Origin of the sequence: Actinomadura scrupuli, assembly GCF_050971785.1 — a bacterium.
Classification (GTDB): domain Bacteria; phylum Actinomycetota; class Actinomycetes; order Streptosporangiales; family Streptosporangiaceae; genus Actinomadura_E; species Actinomadura_E scrupuli.
Genome location: NZ_JBPCCU010000005.1, coordinates 471776 through 495342, shown reverse-complemented (window position 1 = coordinate 495342; position 23567 = coordinate 471776). Strand labels below are relative to the sequence as shown.

General features: G+C 71.2%; 23 protein-coding genes. 8 read left to right on the top strand and 15 right to left on the bottom strand.

The window, feature by feature from the left end; genetic code table 11:
- The first annotated feature begins 65 nt into the window (after nucleotides 1–65).
- Together ACRYCC_RS24835 and ACRYCC_RS24830 are read left to right on the top strand one after the other, a co-directional pair.
- Entirely contained in the window at nucleotides 66–1664 is a 1599-nt protein-coding gene (locus ACRYCC_RS24835) for a sensor histidine kinase (protein ID WP_433815822.1), read from the top strand.
- Nucleotides 1661–2353 carry a response regulator gene (locus ACRYCC_RS24830; protein WP_433815820.1) on the top strand — a complete coding sequence of 231 codons (693 nt, stop codon included), beginning with the start codon at nucleotides 1661–1663 and terminating at the stop codon, nucleotides 2351–2353. Before ACRYCC_RS24835 ends, ACRYCC_RS24830 begins: the two co-directional genes overlap by 4 nt.
- A 303-nt stretch (nucleotides 2354–2656) precedes the next feature.
- Here the strand turns inward: ACRYCC_RS24830 and ACRYCC_RS24825 are convergent, their stop codons facing one another.
- The 3 genes from ACRYCC_RS24825 to ACRYCC_RS24815 all read right to left on the bottom strand — a co-directional run bounded on the left by ACRYCC_RS24825 (nucleotide 2657) and on the right by ACRYCC_RS24815 (nucleotide 5747).
- Nucleotides 2657–3478, bottom strand: coding sequence for a MerR family transcriptional regulator (locus ACRYCC_RS24825; protein ID WP_433815818.1), 822 nt, complete (start codon nucleotides 3476–3478; stop codon nucleotides 2657–2659).
- Nucleotides 3479–3732: 254 nt separating this feature from the next.
- Nucleotides 3733–5412, bottom strand: a complete 1680-nt coding sequence (locus ACRYCC_RS24820; protein ID WP_433815816.1) for a multicopper oxidase family protein — start codon at nucleotides 5410–5412, stop codon at nucleotides 3733–3735.
- Nucleotides 5310–5747 carry a hypothetical protein gene (locus ACRYCC_RS24815; RefSeq protein WP_433815814.1) on the bottom strand — a complete coding sequence of 146 codons (438 nt, stop codon included), beginning with the start codon at nucleotides 5745–5747 and terminating at the stop codon, nucleotides 5310–5312. Before ACRYCC_RS24815 ends, ACRYCC_RS24820 begins: the two co-directional genes overlap by 103 nt.
- 84 nt (nucleotides 5748–5831) lie before the next feature.
- Here ACRYCC_RS24815 and ACRYCC_RS24810 point away from each other — a divergent pair, with 84 nt between their 5' ends.
- On the top strand, nucleotides 5832–6284 hold the full coding sequence (locus ACRYCC_RS24810) for a MarR family winged helix-turn-helix transcriptional regulator (protein WP_433815812.1): 453 nt from the start codon (nucleotides 5832–5834) through the stop codon (nucleotides 6282–6284).
- Nucleotides 6285–6496: 212 nt separating this feature from the next.
- On the opposite strand, the gene ACRYCC_RS24805 is transcribed toward ACRYCC_RS24810, so the two are convergent.
- The 3 genes from ACRYCC_RS24805 to ACRYCC_RS24795 form a co-directional block, all read right to left on the bottom strand.
- Nucleotides 6497–7486, bottom strand: coding sequence for an ABC transporter substrate-binding protein (locus ACRYCC_RS24805; protein ID WP_433815810.1), 990 nt, complete (start codon nucleotides 7484–7486; stop codon nucleotides 6497–6499).
- Between the two features lie 77 nt (nucleotides 7487–7563).
- The gene (locus ACRYCC_RS24800) at nucleotides 7564–8604 is read right to left on the bottom strand and encodes an ABC transporter permease (RefSeq protein WP_433815809.1); all 1041 of its coding nucleotides are present in this window, start codon (nucleotides 8602–8604) and stop codon (nucleotides 7564–7566) included.
- Nucleotides 8601–9371, bottom strand: a complete 771-nt coding sequence (locus tag ACRYCC_RS24795) for an ATP-binding cassette domain-containing protein (protein WP_433815807.1) — start codon at nucleotides 9369–9371, stop codon at nucleotides 8601–8603. Before ACRYCC_RS24795 ends, ACRYCC_RS24800 begins: the two co-directional genes overlap by 4 nt.
- 117 nt (nucleotides 9372–9488) lie before the next feature.
- Between ACRYCC_RS24795 and ACRYCC_RS24790 the strand changes: the two genes are divergently transcribed.
- Nucleotides 9489–10715: an ROK family protein gene (locus ACRYCC_RS24790; RefSeq protein WP_433815805.1), complete on the top strand. Its 1227-nt coding sequence runs from the start codon at nucleotides 9489–9491 to the stop codon at nucleotides 10713–10715.
- 21 nt (nucleotides 10716–10736) lie between these two features.
- Here ACRYCC_RS24790 and ACRYCC_RS24785 read toward each other — a convergent pair whose 3' ends face one another.
- From ACRYCC_RS24785 to ACRYCC_RS24775, 3 genes are read right to left on the bottom strand one after another with little or no spacing between them, the layout of a single operon-like run.
- Nucleotides 10737–10931 (bottom strand): DUF397 domain-containing protein, encoded by a 195-nt coding sequence (locus ACRYCC_RS24785; RefSeq protein ID WP_433815803.1) that lies wholly within the window; start codon nucleotides 10929–10931, stop codon nucleotides 10737–10739.
- Between the two features lie 15 nt (nucleotides 10932–10946).
- Nucleotides 10947–11141 (bottom strand): DUF397 domain-containing protein, encoded by a 195-nt coding sequence (locus ACRYCC_RS24780; protein WP_433815802.1) that lies wholly within the window; start codon nucleotides 11139–11141, stop codon nucleotides 10947–10949.
- Nucleotides 11138–11899, bottom strand: a complete 762-nt coding sequence (locus ACRYCC_RS24775; protein WP_433815800.1) for a helix-turn-helix domain-containing protein — start codon at nucleotides 11897–11899, stop codon at nucleotides 11138–11140. Before ACRYCC_RS24775 ends, ACRYCC_RS24780 begins: the two co-directional genes overlap by 4 nt.
- A gap of 194 nt (nucleotides 11900–12093) precedes the next feature.
- Between ACRYCC_RS24775 and ACRYCC_RS24770 the strand changes: the two genes are divergently transcribed.
- The gene (locus ACRYCC_RS24770) at nucleotides 12094–12501 is read left to right on the top strand and encodes an ATP-binding protein (RefSeq protein WP_433815798.1); all 408 of its coding nucleotides are present in this window, start codon (nucleotides 12094–12096) and stop codon (nucleotides 12499–12501) included.
- Between the two features lie 97 nt (nucleotides 12502–12598).
- Here the strand turns inward: ACRYCC_RS24770 and ACRYCC_RS24765 are convergent, their stop codons facing one another.
- Nucleotides 12599–13150 carry a cysteine hydrolase family protein gene (locus ACRYCC_RS24765; protein WP_433815796.1) on the bottom strand — a complete coding sequence of 184 codons (552 nt, stop codon included), beginning with the start codon at nucleotides 13148–13150 and terminating at the stop codon, nucleotides 12599–12601.
- A 166-nt stretch (nucleotides 13151–13316) separates the two neighbouring features.
- On the opposite strand from ACRYCC_RS24765, the gene ACRYCC_RS24760 reads away from it, so the two are divergent.
- Nucleotides 13317–13973 carry a TetR/AcrR family transcriptional regulator gene (locus tag ACRYCC_RS24760; RefSeq protein WP_433815794.1) on the top strand — a complete coding sequence of 219 codons (657 nt, stop codon included), beginning with the start codon at nucleotides 13317–13319 and terminating at the stop codon, nucleotides 13971–13973.
- Between the two features lie 61 nt (nucleotides 13974–14034).
- Here ACRYCC_RS24760 and ACRYCC_RS24755 read toward each other — a convergent pair whose 3' ends face one another.
- A complete protein-coding gene (locus ACRYCC_RS24755) occupies nucleotides 14035–16125 on the bottom strand; it encodes a xanthine dehydrogenase family protein molybdopterin-binding subunit (protein WP_433815792.1) in 2091 nt (696 codons plus the stop codon).
- Between the two features lie 401 nt (nucleotides 16126–16526).
- On the opposite strand from ACRYCC_RS24755, the gene ACRYCC_RS24750 reads away from it, so the two are divergent.
- Together ACRYCC_RS24750 and ACRYCC_RS24745 are read left to right on the top strand one after the other, a co-directional pair.
- Nucleotides 16527–17057 (top strand): SigE family RNA polymerase sigma factor, encoded by a 531-nt coding sequence (locus ACRYCC_RS24750; RefSeq protein ID WP_433815790.1) that lies wholly within the window; start codon nucleotides 16527–16529, stop codon nucleotides 17055–17057.
- A complete protein-coding gene (locus ACRYCC_RS24745) occupies nucleotides 17054–17692 on the top strand; it encodes a hypothetical protein (RefSeq protein WP_433815789.1) in 639 nt (212 codons plus the stop codon). Before ACRYCC_RS24750 ends, ACRYCC_RS24745 begins: the two co-directional genes overlap by 4 nt.
- A 117-nt stretch (nucleotides 17693–17809) precedes the next feature.
- On the opposite strand, the gene ACRYCC_RS24740 is transcribed toward ACRYCC_RS24745, so the two are convergent.
- From ACRYCC_RS24740 to argS, 4 genes are all read right to left on the bottom strand, one after another.
- Nucleotides 17810–19900, bottom strand: a complete 2091-nt coding sequence (locus ACRYCC_RS24740; RefSeq protein ID WP_433815787.1) for a xanthine dehydrogenase family protein molybdopterin-binding subunit — start codon at nucleotides 19898–19900, stop codon at nucleotides 17810–17812.
- A 31-nt stretch (nucleotides 19901–19931) separates the two neighbouring features.
- Entirely contained in the window at nucleotides 19932–20918 is a 987-nt protein-coding gene (locus ACRYCC_RS24735) for an FAD binding domain-containing protein (protein WP_433815785.1), read from the bottom strand.
- Nucleotides 20915–21448, bottom strand: coding sequence for a 2Fe-2S iron-sulfur cluster-binding protein (locus ACRYCC_RS24730; RefSeq protein ID WP_433816054.1), 534 nt, complete (start codon nucleotides 21446–21448; stop codon nucleotides 20915–20917). The genes ACRYCC_RS24735 and ACRYCC_RS24730 overlap by 4 nt, the downstream gene beginning before the upstream one ends.
- 290 nt (nucleotides 21449–21738) lie before the next feature.
- On the bottom strand, nucleotides 21739–23520 hold the full coding sequence (gene argS, locus ACRYCC_RS24725; protein ID WP_433815783.1) for an arginine--tRNA ligase: 1782 nt from the start codon (nucleotides 23518–23520) through the stop codon (nucleotides 21739–21741).
- Between the last annotated feature and the right edge of the window lie 47 nt (nucleotides 23521–23567).

Here is a 23567-nt window from a genome sequence, read left to right as displayed (position 1 = left end):
CGTTCACGGGACCGGACAAATGCCATTCGCTTGGTCGGAACGCCCACCTCGGCGACACTGGGCGGGTGTCCTCACCTCCGGCCCGGCTGAGCCTGGCCACCCAGCTCTTCCTGCTCCAGGTCAGCGTCGTCGCCTTCGTTCTGATCGGCGGTGGCGTGCTGACCTATCTGCACGCCCGGGGCGACAACGAGAGCGGCGCACGGCGGCGGGTCCTCGACATCTCGCAGACCCTCGCGCGGTCCCCGGACATCGAGGCCGCCTTCCGCGAGCCCGACCCGGCGCGCCGGCTGCAGCCGCTGGCGGAGTCCGTACGGCACGCGACCGGCGTCGACTTCGTCGTGATCATGAACCGGAACGGGGTGCGCTACTCCCATCCCGTACCCGGGCGGATCGGCGGCGTGTTCCTCGGCCACGTCGAGCCCGCGCTGCGCGGCCGGGCCTTCACCGAGACCTACACCGGCACCCTCGGGCCCTCCGTCCGCGCGGTGGTGCCGGTCTACGGCGCCGACACGCGGGTGGAGGGGCTGGTGGCCGTGGGGATCACCCGGGCGAAGATCAGCGGGCAGATCCTGGACCGCGTTCCCGCGCTCGCCGGCGTCATCGCGCTCGGGTTCGGCCTCGCGGCGCTGGGCGCGCTGCTGGTGAGCCGCCGACTGCGCCGCCAGACCCTGGGCCTGGGCCCATCGGAGATCACCCGGATGTACGAGCACCATGACGCGGTGCTGCACGCCGTCCGGGAGGGGCTGCTGGTGTTCGGCCGGGACCGGCGGCTGCTGCTGGCCAACGACGAGGCGATCCGGCTGCTGGGACTGGACCCCGACGACGAGGGCCGCCCCGCCACCGACCTGCCGCTGCCGGAGTCGCTGCGCGAGCTGGTGGCATCGGGCCGCAACGCGGTCGACGAGATCCACCTCACCGACGACCGGACCATCGTGATCAACCAGGCACCCGCGCTGCGCGAGGGCAGGCCCCTCGGCACGGTCACCACCCTGCGCGACCACACCGAGCTGAAGGCCCTGTCCGGGGAGCTCGACTCCGTCCGGGGGTTCGCCGAGGCCCTCCGCGCCCAGGCGCACGAGGCGGCCAACCGGCTGCACACGGTCGTCAGCCTGATCGAGCTGGACCGGCCCGAGGAGGCCGTCACCTTCGCGACCGCGGAGCTGGCGGCGGCGCAGGAGCTGACCGACCGGCTGCTGTCGGCGATCGCCGAGCCGGTGCTCGCGGCCCTGCTCCTCGGCAAGGCCGCGGAGGCGAACGAGCGCGGGGTCGAGTTCCTCGTCACCGAGGACACCGAGGTCGTCCGGGCCGGCGTCGACTCCCGCGACCTCGTCACCCTGGTGGGCAACCTGGTCGACAACGCCATCGAGGCGGCCCTCGACGCGCCGCCGCCGCGGCGGGTGTCGGTGACCGTCCGGGCCGACGAGCAGGGCACGATGGTGCGTGTTCGCGACTCCGGCACCGGCCTGGATCCCGGCCTGGTCGCGGACGCCTTCACCCGCGGCTGGTCCACCAAGGACAGCACCGGCACCAAGACCCGGGGGCTCGGGCTCGCCCTGGTCCACCAGGCGGTCACCCGGAACGGCGGCACCGTCGAGGTCACCCGAGACGAGGGGGCCGTCTTCACCGTGCACCTGCCGGGCACCGGCGCGGTGGAGGACCGGTGATCCGTACGCTCGTCGTCGAGGACGACCCCATCCTCGCCGAGGTCCATCGGGCCTACACCGAGCGCGTCAGCGGTTTCACCGTCGTCGCGGTGGTGCACGCCGGCGGCGAGGCCCTGAGGTTTCTCGATCGCCACCCGGTCGACCTGGTCCTGCTCGACTTCTACCTGCCGGACATGGACGGCCTGGACGTCTGCCGGGCCATCCGGGCCAGGGGCCACAGCACCGACGTCATGGCCGTCACCTCTGCCCGGCGGCTGGACACCGTGCGCGCCGCCGTCTCCTTGGGGGTCGTGCAGTACCTGCTCAAGCCGTTCACCTTCGCCACCTTCCGCGACAAGCTCGAAAGGTACGCGCGGTACCGCACGCACGTGATGTCACCGTCGACCACCGTGGCCCAGCACGACGTCGACCAGGCGTTCGCCGCCCTCCGCGGGCCGGGCAGCGCCGCGCTGCCCAAGGGCCTGAGCGCGGACACGCTGGTGGCGGTCGTGGAGGCCCTGCGGGAGGCGCCGGAGCTACGATCCGCGTCCGAGATCGGCGCGGCGCTGGGCATCTCGCGGATCACGGCCCGCCGCTACCTGGAGCACCTCGCCGACCAGGACCTCGCGTCCCGGCACCCCCGGTACGGCGGCCCGGGCCGGCCGGAGTTCGGCTACCGGTGGCGCCCGGGCGCCACGCCGGTCCCCTGACACCCGAGACACCCACGTCCCAGGCACCGCCCACGGCCGGAGCGGAGCGCACCGGCGGCGTCAGCTCAGGTCGTGGCCGCCCCTCCTGACCCGGTCGGTGAAGGCGCGCCAGGCGGCCGGAGGAAAGGTCAGGGCGTCAAGTCCCTGTCCGCCGGTTGCGGAGTACGCCCGCTGCCCTCCGGCGGCAAGGTCGTCTGGGCCCGGTTGAGGACGTGATCAGGTCATCCAGGCGGCCGGCCGGGAGGGACGGGGTGCCCCCGCGGTGTCCCGCGTGGACGGGGCGGGACTCCGCGGGGGCGGGGGTCACCCGGCGGTGACGGGCTCCTGGAGTTCCGTCACCCAGGCGGCGGGGTCCTCGTTCCACACGACCGAAAGCTCGCGGTTGTAACCGGCGGAGCGGTAGCCGTGGGCGTCGATCCAGCGGGCCAGGGTCTGGATGGTCGTCATGACCTCGTCCATGGAGCCGCGGTGCACGATCGTGGCCGCCTGCTCGATGCCGGGCAGGTCCACGATCGTCACGTCGTGGTCGCCACCAGGATCGGCGTCGACCGGGAGCGCCGCGTGGACGAGGATCCCCTCGCCGTCCGGGGAGTCCTCGTAGTAGGCGATCGCCGGGCCCGACGGGGTCAGCCCGGCGCGCTCGAGCCGGGTGGACAGCTCGCAGTACAGCGGCTCGATGACCGGGCTGATCGACTGGGGTTCGAAGCTCGCGGCGGTGGCGGTGAGCTCCGCGACCCGGACCGGCGGGATGCTCTTGATCTGTACGTCGTCGGTCGGCATGGCGCCCTCTCTCTCGATGATCCGGAGTCTCGCCTCGACCTGCGCCAGCCGGGCGCCGTCGGCGGTGATCTGTGCCTGCAACTCGGCCCGGCGCAGCCGCAGCATGCCGCGCAGCTCCTCGGCGCTCACCTGGTCGTCGAGGATGGACCGCACCTGCTGGAGCGTGAATCCCAGATCCTTCAGTGCGAGGACGCGGTTCAGCCGCGACAGTTGCGGGGCCTCGTACGAGCGGTAGCCGGTCACCGGGTCCACGTGCGCCGGCCGCAGCAGCCCGACCGCGTCGTAGTGCCGCAGCATGCGCACCGACACCCGGCCGTGCCTGGCGAAATCTCCGATACTGAACATGATGTCCCCTGGTCTATGGCCTGCCACCGTGTCAGGGTCAAGGCTCCCCCGCGGAGACGTCCGGGAGACGCGGGCCGCTCGGACGGCCGCGCCCGCGCCCCGGCACCGTCCAGCACACCCTGCGTGCACGCCACCGGCGATCGGGCGGTCCGGAGCCGTGCCGCCGCCCGGCTCTGGGCCACCCGGCGCGCAGGCGTCAGCAGGTGGACCTGTAGAGGTACTTGGCCACCCCTGCGCGGGCCGGGCAGCGCCACTCAAACCGTGATGAAGTCCGCCATCATCGCCATGTCCTCGTGTTCGAGGTTGTGGCAGTGGAAGACGAACCGGCCCGGGTAGTCGGTGAAGCGAGTGACGATCTCCGCGGACTCGGCCGCCCGCAGGTCGAGGGTGTCCTTCCAGCCGTGGTCGTACGCGCCGGGGGCCGCGCCGTTGCGTGCCAGCACCTGGAAATGCGCCAGGTGAAGGTGGATCGGATGGTGGAAGTCGGTGACGAACCGCCAGATCTCGATGTCCCCCAGCCGGGAGCGGGCCAGCGGGCGGGCCGGGTCGTACTCCTGGCCGTTGATCGTCCACCCACCGCCCCGCTTCTGGAACAGGAAGGTACGGGTGACCGCCGCCCGCCGCGGGTCCAGCGGGACCACGGTGGACAGCCTGGCCGGGACGGTGGCGTCCTCGGCCGGCGCACGGGCCGTACCGGAGACGTCGAAGCGCATCACCTCGGCGGCACGGCCGGACCCGAGCCGGTTGACCAGCCGGACCCGGGTGCCGGGCCGATAGCGGGAGAAGTCGACGACGACGTCGAACCGCTCGGCCGGCGCGATGTCGAGGGAGTCGTGCGCCAGGGGCGCGGCCAGCAGACCGCCGTCGCCGCCGATCTGGACCAGGCCCCTGCCGCCGGGCGGCGGCGGGTCCAGCGCCAGCCGGTAGCGGCGGGCGTTGGAGGCGTTGAGCAGCCGGAGCCGGTAGCGCAGCCGTTCCACGTTCTGGAACGGCCACGGGGCGCCGTTGACGAGGATGACGTCGCCCAGCACCCCGTTCATGTACGGCGCGGTGACGCCGGGTCTGTCCATCCCGGTGTCGAGCAGAGGGTAGCGCAACGAGCCGTCCGCGGCGAAGGACCGGTCGGTGATCATCAGTGGCAGGTCCCGGGCGCCCTTGGGCAGCGGCAGCGCCTCCTCCTCGGCATCGTGGACCAGGTGGAAACCGGCCAGCCCGCGCCAGACGCTCAGCCCGGTGAAGCCCATCCGGTGGTCGTGGTACCAGAGGGTGGCGGCGCGCTGGTCGAGCGGATAGGTGTAGGTCCGGGTACCGTGCGCCGGCTCACCCGGCATCGCGGCCATCCCCGGCATGCCGGCCATCCCCGTCATGCCCCCGGAGCCGTGGGCCCCCACCGGCAGGATCTCGTCGCCGGGATAGCCGTCGCTGTCGTGCGGGGTGTGCCCGCCGTGCAGATGGACCACCACCGGCCTGGGCAGTTCGTTGCGGTGCCGGACCACGGTGCGGCGGCCGGAGCGGGAGACCAGCGTCGGCCCGGGGAAGCCGCCGTCGTAGGTCCACAGCGTGGTCCGCGCATCGGGCAGCAGCGACAGCCGGGCCTCCCGCTGGGTGATGTCGTAGTAGTCGGTGGTGGCATCGGTCCGGGTGGGGCGGAGCACCGGCGGGATCGGGAGCGCCACCTCGTACGCCCCGGGCAGCGGACGTCCGCTGGGCAGCAGCAGGCCCGGCTCCCCCGGCGTCAGCAGCCGTCCGCCGCCCACGGCCGCGGCCACCCCGGCGGCCCCGGCGACCGCCGCACCGGCGCCCAGGAATCCGCGCCTGCTGATCCGCCGGGTCACGACGGCTGCTCCACCCGCGGCCGCCGCGTACGCGCCGGCGCCGGGGGTCTGCTCGCGGGAGCGGTGCGCCAGGCCCAGACCGGCAGCAGGACGGCGCATCCGATGATCGTGACGCCGAGGGGGACATGGACGACGAGCACCCTGGCGTAGCCCAGGACGATCTGTGCCGCCTCCGCGGCGAAGAGCGCGCCGGAGGCCAGCGCCGGCCAGCCGGGCCCGCCGCCGGGCCGCCACAGCAGCACGGCCGCGAGGGTCTGCACGACCGCCGTGACGCCGGTCGCGCTGGCCCCGAGGGCGTGCATGTCGAGCATGGCGTAGTGGCCGGAGAGGAAGCCTCCCGCCAGGGCCGCCTGGGTGATGGCCAGGACGGCCTCCAGGGTGACCGTCCCCCGGAAGAGCCACAGCGTCCAGCGCCGGGGGTGTGGACCATCCATGATCCCGCCTTTGGTTTCTAGAGGCAATTTCTCGTAAGAAACAGTCTCAGTTGGAACTATCTCTGGCCAATCTACACTAGAGCCGTGACTCCAGACACCGGGCGCCCGGACGCCGATGAGCGCCCCCTCGGCCTCCTCCTGCGGCTCGCCCACATGCGCGCGGCCAAGTCCTTCAGCGAGGCGCTCCGCCCGTACGGCATCGAGAGCCGGCACTACGGGGTGATGCTGAGCCTCGGCATGGGCGGAACCCATACTCAGCGCCAGCTCATCGACAGGATCGGCAGCGACAAGTCGTCGATGGTGCGGATGATCGACGATCTGGAAACGCGCGGCCTGGTGGTGCGCGGCCCCGCGGAGGGCGACCGGCGCGCGCACGCCGTCGTGCTCACCGAGGCCGGCCGGGAGACCCTGGCAGCCACCCAGAGGGTCGCCCGTGAGGTCAACGACCGGCTACTGGACTGCCTGACCCCGCGGGAACAGGCGACGCTCAACAGCCTGCTGGCCCGCTTCGTCGACGGCGGGTCCCACACCGGCTGAACGGCCGGCCACGCTCGGCCGGCCGTCCCGTGGCCACCTCGACGCCGGCCTCGGCCAGGGCGCCGGCGGTACGGCGGCGACCTCGTACCGCATTCCCGGGGTGTTCACCGCGGCAGGAGTGCCGATCGACCGCCGGGGACACCGTGATCCAGCACGCCTGACCTACGCCGGAGCCACGGTGCCCCCGCACCGCGGCTCCGGATGAACACCAGTCAGCAGCTGGACTTGTAGAGGTACTTGGCCACCTGGGGGTCGTCGACGTTCTGCTTGTTGACCTCCAGCAGCTGCGTCTTGATCGACGTCTGCACGGTCTTGCCGGTCAGCGCGGCGACCGCCTGCTGTACGCCCTGCCTGCCGATGTCGAGGGGCTCCTGGCTGATCAGCGCCTGCACCTGGCCGGCCCGCAGCGCGTCGACCTGGGTCTGGCTCGCGTCGAACTCGACCAGCTTGACCGTGCCGGTCTTGCCGCCCGCCTTGACCGCGGCGGCCGCGCCCTGGCCGGTGACCAGGTTGGCGGCGAAGATCCCGGCCAGGTCCGGGTTGGCCGCCAGGGTGGCGGTCACCACGCTCTGCGCCGCGGCGGCGTCGTCACCGGGGTACTGCACCGACACCACCTTGATCTTCGGATGGTTCGCGGTGATCTCGTCGGTGAAGCCCTGCACCCGGTCGTCGGTGGTCGCGATGCCCTTCTTGGGAGAGAGCACCATCACCTTCCCGGTGTCGCCGACCTGCTTGGCCAGCGCCTTCGCGCCGAGCTGCCCGCCGAGCTTGTTGTCCGACGAGATCCGGGACAGGCCCAGTGAGGGGTCGGACAGCTCGGTGTCCACGAAGATCACCTTGCTGCCGGCGTCGGCCAGGCCCTTGACCGGGGCCCGCATCGCCTCCTTGTCCACGGGCGCGATCAGGACCGCGTTCGGCCGCTTCGCGGTCACCGCGGTGACGACCGCGGTCTGCATCGCGGTGTCCCACTTCTGCGGCGCGGTGACCTCCAGCTGGACCCCCTGGGCGGCGGCCTCCTGCTTGGCACCGCAGTACATCGAGATGTAGAAGGGCTCGTTGGCCACCCCCTGGATCAGGGTGATCTTCTTCTGACCGCCGCCACCGGCGCTGCCGCCGCTGCCGCCGTCACCGCTGTCACCGCAGCCGGCCACCGCGCCGGCTGCGAGCACGAGCGCGACGGCGCTGAAGACGTACCGCTTCACGTGTCCTCCTTCGGGGGAAAGGTCGTGCACGGGGCTGGGGGTGCCTGGCGGCACCTCAGCGCGGGCCGCCCGCCGGATCACGGCTGGTCCCGGACCCTGCGGCGCAGCTGGTCGAAGAAGACCGCCACGATGAGGACCGCGCCGACGGCGACGAACAGCCAGAACTGCTGCACGCCGAGGATGATCAGACCGTCGTTGACCACGGCGGGGATGAGGACCCCGATGACGGTGCCGACGATCGAGCCGGAGCCGCCGAAGAGGCTGGTGCCGCCCAACACCGCTCCCGCGATCGCCGACAGGTTGTCGTCGGTGTGGCTGCCGATGGTGGTCGTGCCGAACTTCGCCAGGTTGAGCATGCCCGCGAGGCCGGCGAGCAGGCCGGACAGCGCGTAGACCTTGATGACGTGCCGGTCGACCTTGATGCCCACCCGGCGCGCGGCCTCGGCGTTGGAACCGATCGCGTACGTGTGCCGTCCGAACCGGGTGGCCGACAGCAGCAGGCCGAACAGCAGGGCCACCGCCCCGGCGATCAGCACCAGCACGGGTATCTGGCCCAGCAGCAGCCTGTTCCCGACGTCGTCGGACAGCCGGGTGGGCGCGTTGACGTCGTTGCCGTTGGTGATCACCTGGGCCAGGCCGAGGGCCATGCCGAAGGTGCCGAGGGTGGCGATCAGGGGCGGGATCCGGCCCTTGGTCACCAGCACGCCGTTGACCACGCCCCAGCCGGTCCCGGCCGCCATGGCCGCCACCGTGGCCAGCGCGATGACGCCCCAGCCGTCGCCTCCCCAGATCATCACCTTGGCGCCGACGACCCCGGAGAAGACCAGGACCGAGCCGACCGACAGGTCGATCCCGGCCGTGATGATCACGTACGTCATGCCGACCGCCAGCACCATCGGCACCGCGGAGTTGCCGAACACGCTGCGGATGTTGAACGCGGTGGCGAACGCGCCCGGGCGCATGACCGCGAAGAACACCGACAGGCCGAACAGCACCCCGAAGGTCCACAGGGTGTTGGTGCGCGCGAGCCGCCGGACGAGCCCGCCCCGGCCCGCCGCGGCGGGCACCGGCCCGGCCGCGCCGCCGTCGGTGACGCGGTCCTCGGTTCCGGCGTTCATGCCCCCTCCTCGGTGTTCAGGCCACCGGTCATCGCGGAGACGAGCTCCTCGATCGAGGTCGTGTCCGTGGTCAGCCTGGCCACCCGCCGGCCGAGGCGCAGCACCTCGACCCGGTCCGCGACGGCCAGCACCTCGGGCATGTTGTGGCTGATCAGCACGACCGCGACGCCCTGGTCGCGGATCCGCCGGATGAGGTCCAGCACCTGGCCGCGCTGCACCACGCCGAGCGCGGCGGTCGGCTCGTCCATGAACACGACCTTGGTGGCGAAGGCGACCGCGCGGGCCACCGCGACGCACTGGCGCTGGCCGCCGGAGAGCGTGCCGACCGGTACGGACACGTCCGGCAAGCTGATCTTCAGATCGCGGAAGGCCGCTTCGGCGCGCTGCCGCATCGCCGGCTTGTCGAGGACGCCGAGCCAGCGGAGCGGCCCCGCCCGGAAGACCTCCCGGCCCAGGTGCAGGTTGGCCGCCGCGTCCAGGTCGTACGCGAGCGCGAGGTCCTGGTAGACGGTCTCGATCCCGTACCGCTGGGCGTCCAGGGGGCTGTGCAGCTCGATGCGCTCCCCGGCCAGCTCGACGTGCCCGCCGTCGGGGCGGATCGCCCCGGAGAGCACCTTGGTCAGCGTGCTCTTGCCGGCTCCGTTGTCGCCGATCAACGCGACCACCTCACCGGCGTCGACGGTGAAGCCCGCTCCGCGCAGCGCCTCGACGTGGCCGTATCGCTTGACGATGTCGTACGCCGCGAGCAGTGGCGGAGTGGTGCTCAAGCGGACCCCCTGCCGGCCTGGTAAGGCGGATGTCGTTGAATGAAGGTAAATCCAATTGTTTTACTAAGTCAACGGTCCACTGAGACCGCGATCGAATCGAAGGGCGCGGGAAGCGGCGTGCAGAGGGGTACGAACCTGCCGAAGGTGGGCAGTTACAACCGCGCGGTCGTCCTCGACGCGATCCAGCTCTCCGACGGGACCAGCCGGGTGGAGATCGCCGAACGCGCCGGGCTGACCCCGCAGACGGTCTCCGGGATCGTACGGCGGCTGCTCGACGAGGGCCTGGTCAGGGAGGACGGGGCCACGGCGTCGACGGGCGGCAAACCGCGCACCATCCTGCGGATCAACGCCGAGGCCGGGTACGCGGTCGGCATCCACTTCGACCCGACCCGGCTGTCGTACGTGGTCGCCGACCTGGCCGGGCGCCCGGTCATCACGCTGCGGCGGCCCGTGCCCGCGGACGCCGAGCCGGCCGAGGTGATCCGCGAGATGGCCCGGACCGTGCGCGCGCTGCTCACCGAGGCGGGCGTGCCCCACGGCAAGGTGCTGGGCATCGGGCTCGGCGTGCCGGGACCCATCGACCAGGAACGCGGCACCGTGGTCTCACCCCCGCAGCTGTCGCGCTGGCGCGAGGTGCCGATCAAGCCGCTGCTGGAGGAGGCCACCGGCCTCGTGGTGACGGTCGACAACGACGCGACGGCCGCCGCCATCGGCGAACGCTGGGCGGGCATCGCCCGGGCGGTCGCGAACTTCGCCTACCTCTACCTGGGCACCGGGATCGGCGGGGGGCTGTTCCTGGGCCACCAGGTCTTCCGCGGGAGTTCGGCCAACGCCGCCGAGCTCGGCCATGTGAGCGTGGCGCCGGACGGCCCGCACTGCTACTGCGGCAACCGCGGCTGCGCCGAGACACTGTGCAATCCCGCGGCGATCGTGGCCGCCGCCAAGGCCGCGTTGGCGGCCGGCGCACCGAGCGCACTCGACCCCGCGACGCTGGATCACCAGGACGTCTGCACGGCGGCGCTGGCCGGTGACCCGGTCGCCGCGGCGGTGATCGAGGCCGTCGCGGGGCACCTCGCCGGCCTCATGGTCACCGTGGTCAACCTGCTCGACATCGACCTGATCGTCCTCGGCGGGCACGGCACGGACGGCGTCGGAGAGCTGTACCGCGACGCGATCAGGCGGGCTCTGGAGCGCCGGCCGATCGCCCGGCGCCTGCACACCACCGCGGTCGAGCTGTCCCCGATCGGCACCGACGCCGCCTCCATCGGCGCCGCGTCACTGGTCTTCCACGCCGAGTTCTCCCCCACCCTGACCACCCTGCTGAGCCGGGGCGGGCCGCCGTGACCGTGGGCTCCGGCAGCGGCGTCAGGCCAGGTCGTGATGGCCGCTCCTGATCCGGTCGGTGAAGGCGTGCCAGGCGGCGGCAGGAAAGGTCAGCTCCGGCCCACCAGGGTTCTTGCTGTCCCGTACGCCGACGACCCCGGAAAGCCCGGCGACCTCGACACATTCGCCACCCTGCGTGGTACTACGACTGCTTCTCCTCCATACCGGACGGCTCATTACATCGCCTCCATGTCAGGTCAAGTCGTGACGACCGGCCCTGACCCCGTCCAGGAAGGCGTGCCAGGCAGCGGGAGGAAAGGCCAGCTCCGGCCCGCCCGGATTCTTACTGTCCCGTACGCCGACGACCCCGGAAAGCCCGGCGACCTCGACACAAGCCCCCTCCTGTGCACCGCTACGGGTGGACTTACGCCATACCGGGCTGCTCATCTCATGGCCTCCATGAATTGCTTGATCAGGTCCCGTGACGCCCTTTCAGGCAACGCGTGCTGCCCGATGCGGTCGTACCTTGTCTGGTAGGACCGTACCTCCACGGCGGATGGCACCAACCTCCCCCCGCCGGGAGATTCCGTGTAAGCGATGTCACCGTATTCACCGGTCATGATCATAAAACTGCCGTCCGCGCCGGCGTGAGCGCCTGCGGACCTGGGCACGACCCGGATCCCGATGTTGGGCATTTCCGCGGCCTCCAGAAGCCGGGCGAGTTGCCTTCGCATGACCTCTTGTCCGCCGATCGGCCAGTCGAGCACACCTTCGCTCAGCAGGATCCACAACAAGGGAGCAGGATCCTGGTCGAGAATCGCCTGTCTCGCCATACGTCGCTCCACCGCCGCGTCCACGTCGGGGACACCACCCGATGCCAATAGAGCGTGTGCGTACTCCGGTAGCTGGAGAAGACCGGGTACCACGATGGCCTCGTAGATCTTGATCACGGAGGCGGTGGCCTCGATGTCCAGGTATTGCTTGAGCCAGTCCGGGTGATGCCCCAGGCGGGCATACCAAAGCATCAGAGAGAAGCGGCCGCCGGTATCCCATGCCTTGTCGAGCACGACCGCTTGTTTCTCGTCGAGCTTTGCCTCTCCGGTTTCCAGCCTGGAAACAGAAGACCTGGCACAGTTCAAGATCTTGGCTAAGTCCTGCCCCGAGAGAGCGCGCTGGACTCGGCAAAAGCGCAGCTCATAAGCCATCCACGCCCACATGGACGACTTCGGGTCCGGTGACGGTCTAGCGTTCTTCACCGGCCTCCACCATTCCACGTTCTTCCAGATGTTCCAGGGAACAGCGACAAGCTAACTCACGGCATTCACCCTTGTCCCACGAATACGGAACGTGACAGGGGTGATACGCGATGTGCGTCACGACGGGGGCGGATGAGCTACGGATGCCGATGTCGGCATCGCCGGCCGCGGCCGGACTGGCCTGGAGCCTGGTCGAACAACGGCTGATCACCTGGGGTGTGGGTGAGGCCGCCAGGTATGACGCTCACCTGATCCTGTCCGAACTGGTGGCCAACGCCGTGGCCGTCACCCCTCCCGGCGAGTGCATCGGCGTCCGGTGCAGCCGGGACGCCTCCGGAGTGGTGATCGGAGTCGCCGACCCCAGCCCGGAGATCCCCCACGATCCTCCGCCGGTCGTCGAACTCGAGCCCGGCGACCTGGATCTCAGCGAGGAGCACTGGGACCGCAACGGGGGCTGGGGCCTGACCATCGTCAAGTCCCTGTCCGCCGCCTGCGGTGTGCACCCACTGCCCTCCGGCGGCAAGGTCGTATGGTCCCGGCTGCGGACATGATCAAGGCACTCGCGGACTCGAAGGACTCACCGGAGCCTGGAGTCGCGCTGGACCTCATGGCCGGTCCGCCGCGGCCACGGCGGGCGCGTCCAGGCCGTCAGCGCGCCGCCGCCCAGTCGGCCACGGTGGTGACGTCCGCCTGCTGGGGGAACACCTTTTCCGTGAGCACCCGATGCACCTCCGGGTCGGCGTCGAGGCATCCGTCGGCCAGGACGGTGAGGCCGAAGTCCAGGTCGGCCGCCTGGCGCAGGGTGGACAGCACGACGCCGCTGGTGGCGATGCCGGTGAGGACGAGGTGATCGATGTCGCCGGCCCGCAGGACCATGTCGAGGTCGCTGCCCGCGAAGGCGCTGACGCGTCGCTTGGTGACGACGACGTCGCCGGGCTCGGGTGCCACGTCCGGATGGACATGGGTGGCCTGCTCGCCGCCGAGCGCTCCCGTGGTGCGCGCGAGACCACCGAACATCTTGTTGCGGGTGCTGATCTCCGGGTATCCGGGCCGGAACCCGACGACCACATAGATCACGGGAACGCCGCCCGCCCGGGCGGCGCCGATCGCCTCGCGCAGGCGCGGCAGGTAGGCGGGATCGGGATAGCGGTCGACGACGACACGCTGGACGTCCATGACGAGGAGAGCCTGCTCGGCCACCGTCACCCTTCCGTAACACGGGAGTAAGTCATCAGTTGATTACTTGGTAACGTAACCGTGTCTCCGGGGTATGTCAACGAATGATTACTTGATGGCCCGCCGCAGAGCCCGTGCCGCGGCGGCATGCCGGAGTCTCATGCGGGACGACGTACGGGGGAGGTCGCCGGTGGCGACGAGGAAGACCGGCGGGTCTCCGGACGACGCCGCAGATCCGCGTACCCCCGGAGAGCCTGCCGGGGGGCGCCGGCGGCGGGACGCGGTGGCGACCCGTCAGGCGCTCCTGGAGGCCGCGCGCACCCGGTTCATCCGCCTTGGCTACGACCGCACGACGCTCCGGGACGTCGCCGCGGACGTCGGGGTCAACCTCGCGCTCATCAAGCGGTACTTCGACTCGAAGGAGGGCCTGTTCAAGGCGGCGCTGGCGTCCACACCCCGCTTCCCGGGGGGTGCGGGCGAGTTCCCCCGGGACCCGGCCGCGCTCGCCGAGGCCCTCAGCCACCAGCTGTCGGCCGGCGCCTGGCCGGAGTTCGGCGAGCACCCGGTGCTGATGCTGTTGCGCGTCTCCGGCGACGAGCGGGTGGACGGCCTGCGCCGGCAGGCCCTGCAGGACTTCAGCCGGCAGGTGCTCGAGGCCTCGGGCCCGCGGCAAGGGCAGGACGACGACGAACGCCTGCTGAGGGCGGAACTCCTGGTCGCGCTGGGCGTCGGCGTCGCCGTCGTACGGTCCGCCGTCGGCCTGCAGCCCCTGCGCGACGCGACATCCGACGATCTGATCGGCCCGCTTCGCGAGATCGTCGACGTACTGCTCGCGCCCCCGCGCTGACCGGGCCCGCTACGCCGCGCAGGCCATGGCCTCTCGCCGGGGCGGACGACCCGGTGATCGGCTAGTGGACCAGCTTGTCGAGGCGGATGGGCAGGTCGCGGACGCGGATCCCGGTGGCGTGGTGCACGGCGTTGGCGACCGCCGCGGCGGTGCCGACGATGCCGATCTCACCGATCCCCTTGGTGCCCATCGGGTTCAGGTGCGGATCGTCCTCCTCGACCCAGTACGCCTCGACGGCGGGCACGTCCGCGGAGGCGGCGACGTGGTACTGGGCGAGGTCGCGGTTGAGGTAGTCGCCGAACCGGTCGTCCATGAGGCTCTCCTCGAACAGCGCCATCGACATGCCCATCGTCATGCCGCCCAGGAGCTGGGAGCGCGCGGTCTTCGGGTTGACGATCCGGCCCGCGGCGAACACGCCGAGCAGCCGCAGCACCCGCGTCTCGCCGCTGTCGACGTCCACGCCGACCTCGGCGAACTGGGCGCCGAAGGCGTGCCGGCTGAACGGCTCCTCGGCACTGATCTCCTCGGCGGTGTCGGCGCTCATCTCCAGCCCCTCCGGAGGCACGTCGCCGTTGAGCCGGCCGAGCTCGTCCATCAGCGCCTCGCAGGCCCGCACCACGGCGGTGCCCCACGAGGCGGTGCCCCATGATCCACCGGCCACGACGGCGAAGGGCAGGGCGCTGTCGCCGATCTCCACCCGCACCAGGTCCGGCGGCGCGCGCAGCACATCCGCGGCGAGCTGCGTGAGGGCCGTCCGGGCGCCGGTGCCGATGTCGGCGGCGGCGATCCGTACGGTGAAACGGCCGTCCGGATGGGCCAGGGCCGCCGCCCGGGAGGAGTTGCGGTACGTCGGGTAGGTGGAGCACGCCATCCCCGTGCCGATCAGCAGCCGGCCCCGGCGGCGTACCCCGGGTGCGGGGTCGCGGCCGGCCCAGCCGAACCTCCGCGCCCCCTCCCGCAGGCACGCCACCAGGTTGCGGGAGCTGAACGGCAACCCGCTCTCCGGATCGACACCGGGCTCGTTGCGGATCCGCAGCTCCACCGGGTCGACCTTGCAGGCGATCGCCAGCTCGTCCATCGCCGACTCCAGCGCGAACATCCCCGGGCACTCCCCCGGAGCGCGCATCCACGACGGCGTCGGAACGTCCAGCCGCACCAGCCGGTGAGTGGTACGCCGATGCGGCGCGGCGTACATCACCCGGGTCGGCGTCGTGGTCTGCTCGGCGAACTCGGTGACCGTGGAGCTCTGCTCGAACGCGTCGTGCACGATGGCGGTGAGCCGGCCGTCTGCCGTGGCGCCGAGCCGTACCCGCTGGATCGTCGGCGTGCGGTAACCCGTCACCGCGAACATCTGCTGCCGCGTCACCGCGAGCTTCACCGGACGGCCGACATGCCGCGCCGCCAGCGCCGCGATGACCATGTGCGGCCAGCAGTCGAGCTTGGACCCGAAGCCCCCGCCCACGTGCGGCGAGATCACCCGGACGGATCCGAGCGGCAGGCCGAACAGCGGCGCGAGCATGCCGCGGACCGACGACGCCCCCTGCGTCGACTCGTGCATGGTCAGTGCGTCGCCGTCCCACTCGGCGACCGTGGCATGTGGCTCCATCGGGTTGTTGTGCTCCGCGGGCGTGCTGTACATCGCGTCCACCACGACGGGCGCGACGGTGAGGGCGATGTCCGGATCACCGTGCTCGGTGTCGGTCGGGAAGTTCGGGGCCACATGATCCGGCCGGTAGAGGTTCGGATGGTCGACGCGCAGCCGTACGTCGTGATCTTCCTCTCGGTACTCCACGCGCAGCAGCCGCGCGGCCTCCTTGGCGTTCTCGAACGTCTCGGCCACCACCACCGCGACGTACTGGCCACGGAACGCCACCCGCGGGGACTGGAACACCGCCAGATCGGCGTCGTCTGTGGAAGCCAGCCGGGGCGCGTTGCCGTGCCACAGCACCGCGATCACCCCCGGGCGGTCCAGCGCCGCGTCCACGTCGACGAAGCGGACCTCACCCCGCGCGATGGGAGCCTGCACCGGCACGGCATAGGACAGATCCACCGGGAAGTGCTCGAAGGCGTACCGTGCCCGGCCGGTGACCTTGTCCAGGCCCTCCACCCGGTCCAGCGCCGAGCCGGTGTAACGCGTGCGCATCGTGGTCATGGAACGCCTCCAGGTCACGCGCCGTGGATCGGGCGGCACGCCCGCGCGGCCCCGAGGTCACGGCCTCGGCGACGGGCCGTCCCGCTCCGCCGCTGTGTCACGGCTCACGGCGCTGCCCTACCCGCTCGTCCCCCTGGACAGCGTCAACGTCCCCCCAAGGAAGCCCCTCGAACGGCGCGCCTAGTGCGCTGACCACCAACGTTCACCGGGTCGGGTCCGCGCCTTGCAGGCCGCGGTGGCAGGTCCGCCCGGTCGATCCGGTACTTCGGTGGGTGTCACCATGAAGGCCATGAGGCACGGCAGATCCTTGGTCGCCAATGAGAGCGTCCGTCGCGGCGCGCAGCTTGGGTGCGGTGCTTCCGAGACGCCGTGGCCGCCCGGGTAAAGGGATCCGGGCCTTCATGCGTAATTGGGGCGTGGAGCAAAGAGGACGAGAATTCACCAAGTTCTACACCGCGTCCAAGGATGACTGCCTGCGGATCGTGCTGGTCAACGTCGGCGACAGGCAGCTCGCCGAGGACCTGGTGGCGGAGGCGTTCACCCGGGCCTGGATGTCCTGGCGCAAGGTGCGTGAGCACCCTGTCCCACGCGCCTGGGTGGTGCGGACAGCGCTGAACGCCCACGTGTCCTGGTGGAGGCGCCGCCGGCGCGAGCTGACAGTGGATGATCCAACAGCGTTGACAGGCCTGGAGGGCCGGTTGGCGCGTTCTGCGGACCTAGGCCTCGACCAGGCGCTGGTTGCGGCGCTCCGGTTGCTTCCGCTCAGGCAGCGCGAAGTGATCACGCTAAGGGTCTTCTTCGACCTGGATACCAATGCAACGGCGAAGCTGCTCGGCATCTCCCCGGGGACCGTTGGCGCGCACCTGCACCGGGCGCTGGCCACGCTCCGCACGCAAACACAGTCCTTCAGCGACCAGGAGGTCACCTCATGAACGACGACGACATGCTGGCGGCGATGCGAAGCTCCCTCACCGGCACCAAAGATGCCCTCACCCACGTGCACATGGACCAGGGGCCCGAAGCGATCATGGCCCGGGCCCGCGGACGCCGGCTGCGCGGCGTGGCGGGGGTGGGCACGGGCGGCCTGGCGCTGGGAATCGGCTTGGCGCTGTCCTTGTCCGGCGGTATGCCTGTGGCTTCCGGCGGTCACCCTGGCGCTTCCAGCAGTTCGCCTGCCGCCCGGGCGGTCCACGTCAACCTGGCCGCATGGTCGGTCAATACGACGCCGAACGGCTTGGTGAAAGTGACGATCCACGAGCTGAAGAACCCAGCGAGGCTGACCAAGACCCTGGCCGACGCCGGCGTCCCCGTGGTGCTGACGTCCGGCCACGTGTGCGCATCCTCCGACGACCGGCTGCAGGTCTCCCAGGTGGTGCGCAAGCTGCCCGGGCGCGGCGGCCTTGTGATCACCATCAACCCGAAGGCGATGCCGGCCGGAACGGAACTGGTGATCGGGATCGGCACCCTCCGGATCGGGTCCCAGCAGGGGCCTGCCGCGGCGTTCGGCCTGGAAAAGAAGGGCTCCCCGCTGAACTGCCCCGGAAAGCCCAAAGCAGCCACCAACTAGCTCCCATCCCACTGGCCGCAAGCCAGAACGGCCAACCGCACGACGGCCTGGACCGTGAACCCCGTGCCAGCGGGCTCACGGTCCAGGCCGCGGCCACCTAGTGTCATGCGCATGGCACTAGCGGACCAGCTTGTCGAGGCGGATCGGCAGGTCGCGGATGCGGACCCCGGTGGCGTGGTGGACCGCGTTGGCGACCGCCGCGGCGGTGCCGACGATGCCGATCTCACCGATCCCCTTGGTGCCCATCGGGTTCAGGTCGGGGTCGTCCTCCTCGACCCAGAAGGCGTCGACGTCGCGTACGTCCGCGCAGGCCGCGACGTGGTACTGGGCGAGGTCGCGGTTGAGGTAGTCGCCGAACCGGTCGTCCATGAGGCTCTCCTCGAACAGCGCCATCGACATGCCCATCGTCATGCCGCCGATGAACTGCGAGCGCGCGGTCTTCGGGTTGACGATCCGGCCCGCGGCGAACACCCCGAGCAGCCGCAGCACCCGCGTCTCGCCGCTGTCGACGTCCACGCCGACCTCGGCGAACTGCGCGCCGAAGGCATGCCGGGCCAGCCGGCGCGCGCCGCGGATCTCCTCGGCGGTGTCCGCGGTGGCCTCCAGCCCGTCCGCGGGCACATCGCCGCCGCGCCGGTCGAGCTCCTCCATCAGCGCCTCGCACGCCCGCACCACGGCGGTGCCCCACGAGGCGGTGCCCATCGACCCCCCGGCCAGTGAGGCGGCGGGCAGCACGCTGTCACCGATCTCCATCGTGACCTCGTCGGGAGAGGAGCCCAGGGCGTCGGCGGCGAGCTGGGTGAGGACGGTGCGGGCGCCGGTGCCGATGTCGGCGGCGGCGATCCGCACCGTGAAGCGGCCGTCCGGATGGGCCAGCGCGGACGCCCGGGAGGGGCTTCGGTAGGCCGGGTAGGTGGACGAGGCCACCCCCGTCCCGATCAGCAGCCGGCCCTCGCGCCGCACCCCCGGCGTGGGGTCACGGTCGGCCCAGCCGAACCGCCGCGCCCCCTCCCGCAGGCACGCCACCAGGTTGCGGGAGCTGAACGGCAACCCGCTCTCCGGGTCGACACCGGGCTCGTTGCGGATCCGGAGCTCGACGGGGTCGAGCTTGCAGGCGATCGCCAGCTCGTCCATCGCCGACTCCAGCGCGAACATTCCCGGGCACTCCCCCGGGGCGCGCATCCAGGACGGCGTCGGGACGTCCAGCCGCACCAGCCGGTGCGTGGTACGCCGATGCGGCGCGGCGTACATGATGCGGGTCGGCGTGGTGGTCTGCTCGGCGAACTCGGTGATCGTGGAGCTCTGCTCGAACGCGTCGTGCACGATCGCGGTCAGCCGCCCCTCGGCGTCCGCGCCGAGCCGGACCCGCTGGATCGTCGGCGTACGGTAACCGGTCACCGCGAACATCTGCTGCCGGGTCACCGCCAGCTTGACCGGACGGCCGATGTGCCGGGCCGCCAACGCCGCGACGACCACGTTCGGCCGGGGAGTCCCCTTCGACCCGAAACCCCCGCCCACATGCGGCGAGATCACCCGGACCGAGCCGGGCGGCACCCCGAACAGCGAGGCGACCGTGTCGCGGGCCGCCGACGCCCCCTGGTTGGAGTCGTTCAGCGTCAGTGCGTCGCCGTCCCACGTCGCGATCGTGGCATGTGGCTCCATCGGGTTGTTGTGCTCGGCGGGCGTGCTGTAGACGGCGTCCACCACGACCGGGGCCACGGTGAGGGCGGTGTCCGGATCACCCCGCTCGGTGTCGGCCGGGTAGGTCGGGTTGACCCGTTCCGGCCGGTACATCTTCGGATGGTCGGTACGCAGCCGTACGTCGTGCTCCTCGGTGGCGTACCCGACCTGCAGCAGCCGCGCGGCCTCCTTGGCGTCCTCCAGCGTCTCGGCCACCACCACCGCGACGTACTGGCCGCGGAAGGCCACCCGCGGGGACTGGAGCACCGCGAGGTCGGCGTTGTCGGTGGAGGCCAGCCGGGGAGCGTTGCCGTGCCAGAGCACGGCGATCACCCCGGGGCGCTCCAGCGCCGCGTCCACGTCGACCGAGCGGACCTCGCCGCGGGCGATGGCGGCCTGCACGGGCACGGCGTAGGCCAGGTCCACCGGGAGGTGCTCGAAGGCGTACCGGGCCCGGCCGGTGACCTTCTCCAGGCCCTCCACCCGGTCCAGCGCGGAGCCCGCCGATCTCGTGCCCACCGTGGTCATCGGGGGTCCTCCCCGCCGGTCGCACGGTCGCTCATCGTCCCTCCGCCAGGTCCGTGAGGACGTTCACGAGCACGTTGCGGGTGAGCGGCACCTTGAACCCGTTGTCCCGCAGCGGCCGGGCCTGGGCCAGCTCGATGTCGGCGGCGCGCCCGAACTCTGCCGCCGTGGCCGCCGCACCGCGCAACGCCGCCTCCGCGAGCTCCGCCCGCCACGGCACGTGCGCGACGGCGCCCAGCGCGATCCGGCAGTCCCGCACCACGCCGTCGGCCACGTCCAGCGCCGCGGCCACCGACACCACGGCAAACGCGAACGAGGCCCGGTCGCGCACCTTGCGGTAGTGCGAGCGGGCCGCGAACGGCAGCCCGGGGACCTCCACGGCGGTGATCAGGTCGCCCGGGTCGAGCACGGTGTCGCGCTCCGGCTCGGCTCCCGGCAGCCGGTGCAGCCCCGGCATCGGCACGGTGCGCGGGCCGTCCGGCCCCTCCACGTGCACGAGCGCGCCCAGCGCGGCGAGCGCGACGGCCATGTCGGAGGGGTGGGTGGCCACGCAGCTGCTGGAGTACCCGAGGATCGCCAGGTTGCGGTGGTCGCCCTCGATGGCGGGGCAGCCCGAGCCGGGCCGCCGCTTGTTGCACGGCTTGGAGGTGTCCTGGAAGTAGGAGCAGCGGGTGCGCTGCAGCAGGTTGCCGCCGACGGTGGCCATGTTGCGGATCTGGCCGGAGGCTCCGGAGAGCACCGACTGGGCGAGCATCGGGTAGCGCCCGCGGACCAGCGGGTGCGCGGCCAGGTCGCCGTTGCGGACGCCGGCCCCGATCCGCAGCCCGCCACCGGCGGTCTCCTCGATCGTGTCGTCGACGACCCGGGTGACGTCCACCAGCGTCGCGGGTTCGGCCACTCCGAGCCGCATCAGGTCCACCAGGTTGGTGCCGCCGCCGAGGTACATGGCGTCCGGCCGCTCGCGCAGCGCCGCCACGGCCGACCGCACCCCGGTGGCCCGTTCGTAGGCGAAGGGTCTCATCGTCCCACCTGCCCGATGGCCGCCACGATGTTGACGTACGCGCCGCAGCGGCAGAGGTTGCCGCTCATCCGCTCCCGGATCTCCGCGTCGTCCAGCTCCGGAGCGGCGCTCACGTCCGGGGTGACGATGCTCGGCCAGCCCGCCTCGAACTCGGCCAGCATGCCGACCGCCGAGCAGAGCTGCCCCGGAGTGCAGTATCCGCACTGGAAGGCGTCGTGCTCGATGAAGCCGGCCTGCAGCGGATGCGGGCCGTCGCCGTCGGCCAGCCCCTCCACCGTGGTGATCTCCTTGTCGTCCAGGGTCACCGTCAGCGCGAGGCAGGACTTGATCCGCCGCCCGTCCACCAGCACGGTGCAGGCCCCGCACTGACCGTGGTCGCAGCCCTTCTTCGTCCCGGTCAGGTCGAGCCGTTCACGCAGGGTGTCCAGGAGCGTCTCCCGGGTGTCCACGGTGATCGGATATCGGGCACGGTTGACCGACAGCCGGAGGTCCATCGTGACGGGAGCGGAAACCGGCCCTGTGATCTTCATATCGCCGTTCACGGGCGCTGCCCTACCCGCTCGGCCGTCCCGATAGTCCCCCGGGTTTCCCAACGGATGTCCGGGACACGTGGGAGCGGCCCGGGCCCTGAGCCTGGTCACCGCGGCAGGCGGGTGCAGGTAACAACGGGCCACACCTCCGCCTCCGGCCGCTCAACGGCGACCGGATGCGGGGTGTGGCCCGTCTCTTACTCAGGGAGACCGGGTGGCCTCCCCAGGCTCACATCCGTCCGGCGTGGGGACGCCGGGCGGCTGCAGGTCGGGTGCCCGAGGTGCGTCTCTCACATCCTTTCGAGTGTGGGGACGCCGAGGAGGCCCAGGCCGGTGACCATCGTGCGCAGCGTCACCGCGCACAGAGCCAGCCGGGACGCCCTGGTCTCCTCGGATCCCTTGAGCACCGGGCAGTTCTCGTAGAACGCCGAGTACAACTTGGCGAGCTCGAAGAGATAGTTCGCCAGGCGGTGCGGCTCGGCGGTCGCACCCGCCAACTCCAGCACTGGGCCGAAGTCCTGCAGGTGCAGCGCCAGCTTCCGCTCCTCCTGTTGATCGATCACGATCGGCCCAGTTGCCGACTCCGGGGCCAGTCCCGCGTTGCGGAGGATGGACAGCATCCGGACGACGGCGTACTGCAGGTAGGGACCGGTGTAGCCCCGAAACGAGACCATCCGTTCCAGATCGAAGGTGCGCTCGCTGTCAAGAGCCAGTGACAGGACGGCGAACTTGACGGCGCCGATCCCGACCACCTCGGCGATGGCAGCCTTCTGTGCCTCGTCGAACTCCTCATCGTGCGAGGCCCTGTCGACCTCCTCCGCCGCCCGTGCGACGGCCAAGTCCAGCAACTCGCTCAACTTGGTGTTGCCGCCGGCCCGGGTGCGCAGGATCTTGCCGTCGTCGCCCAGCACGTTGCCGATCTTGGCGTGCTTGACCTCGACCTCGCCGGGCAGCCAACCGGCCATCCGAGCGACCTCCCAGACCATCTCGAGGTGCTGCGACTGCGCCGCACCCACCACATAGATCATCCAGTCGAAACGCCCGACGTCCACACGGTGTCGGACGGTGGCCAGGTCGGTGGTGGCGTAGAGGAAACCGCCGTCGCCCTTACGGACGATGAGCGGCTGCGGCTCGCCCTCCCGGCCGATGAACCCGGGCGGGAAAACGCACACCGCGTCCTCGCTGATCACCGCCAGGCCCGTGTCCAAGAGCGTCTGAACGGTCGGGGCCAGGAGGTCGTTGTAGAAGCTCTCCCCCTTGATGTCATCGTCGGTGAGCTTGACGCCCAGCCGCTGGATCATCGTGTCGAAGTAGCGCTTCGAGTACTCCACGAGGATCTGCCAGAGCCGCAGCGTCTCGGGGTCGCCGGCTTGCATTGCGACCACCCGAGCCAGCGACCGCTCCTTGAATCCCTCGGTGGAGTCGAACTTCTCCCGGGCCGCCCGGTAGAAGCCGGTCAGGTCGCCGCCCAGGTGGTGGTCCCGGTCGGCGGCGTTCTCCTCGAGGTGGTACCGGAGATCGAGGAAATGCTCGATGATCGCGCCGAATGGGGTTCCCCAGTCGCCGACATGGTTGTCCCGGACGACGTCGTGCCCGAGGTATTCCAGGATCCGGGCGATGGAGTCGCCCCCCACCGTGGTTCCCAGATGCGCGACCATGAAGTCCTTGAGCCAGTTGACCGAGCAGAACTCCACCAGGATGCGCAGCACATCCTCGGCGAGCGGCACCGCGAGGCGCTCGTCCGCCAGGATCCGCATGACCTGTGCGGCGATCCACTCGTCCCTCAGCGTCAGGTTGATGAAGCCGGGGCCGCTGACCCGCACGTCCGAGCACAACTCGGTGACGTCCAGGTTGGCCACGATCTCGTTCGCCACATCCTGCGGGTCGCGGCCCAGCTGGCCGGCCAGCGCCTGGGCGACGTTGACCTGAAGGTCAGCACCGTGCTTCGACGGCCGGACACGCGGGTCGATATCCGCGTACGACGCCCCGAAAGCAGCGCTGACCGCTGCCTGGACCCGAGCTGCGAGCGCGGACTGCGGAGATGGACTGTCGGCGTTGAACCTTAGGCTCATCGCTGTTTCTCCTTCACTGTCTTGTTTGTGTGTGGTTCGCGGGTCGT